The sequence below is a fragment of the Bradyrhizobium sp. 25ACV genome (assembly GCF_054863005.1).
On sequence record NZ_JAVAYO010000053.1, the window covers coordinates 1 to 320 of the forward strand.

The following is a 320-nucleotide window of genomic DNA, read 5'->3' on the forward strand; positions in this document are numbered from 1 at the left end:
GCCAAGATCCTGGATAACATCTTCCGCCTGGTCCACACCATCAAGGGCACCTGCGGCTTCCTCGGATTGCCGCGGCTGGAAGCGCTGGCGCATGCCGGCGAGACGTTGATGGGCAAATTCCGTGACGGCATGCCGGTGACCGGGCAGGCGGTGACGGTGATCCTGTCCTCGATCGACCGCATCAAGGAAATCCTCGCAGGCCTCGAAGCCACCGAAGCCGAGCCCGAGGGGACCGACCGCGACCTCATCGACAAGCTGGAAGCGATGGTCGAGCAGGGCATGGCGGCAATGGCTGCCGGTGCAGCTCCCGTTGCCGAAGC

1 protein-coding gene is annotated in these 320 nt (G+C 65.0%); it reads left to right on the top strand.

Translation table 11 applies throughout. The features are described from left to right. Nucleotides 1–320: Hpt domain-containing protein (locus RAD04_RS38525; RefSeq protein ID WP_461627948.1), on the top strand; the 320-nt coding region annotated here is incomplete at both ends.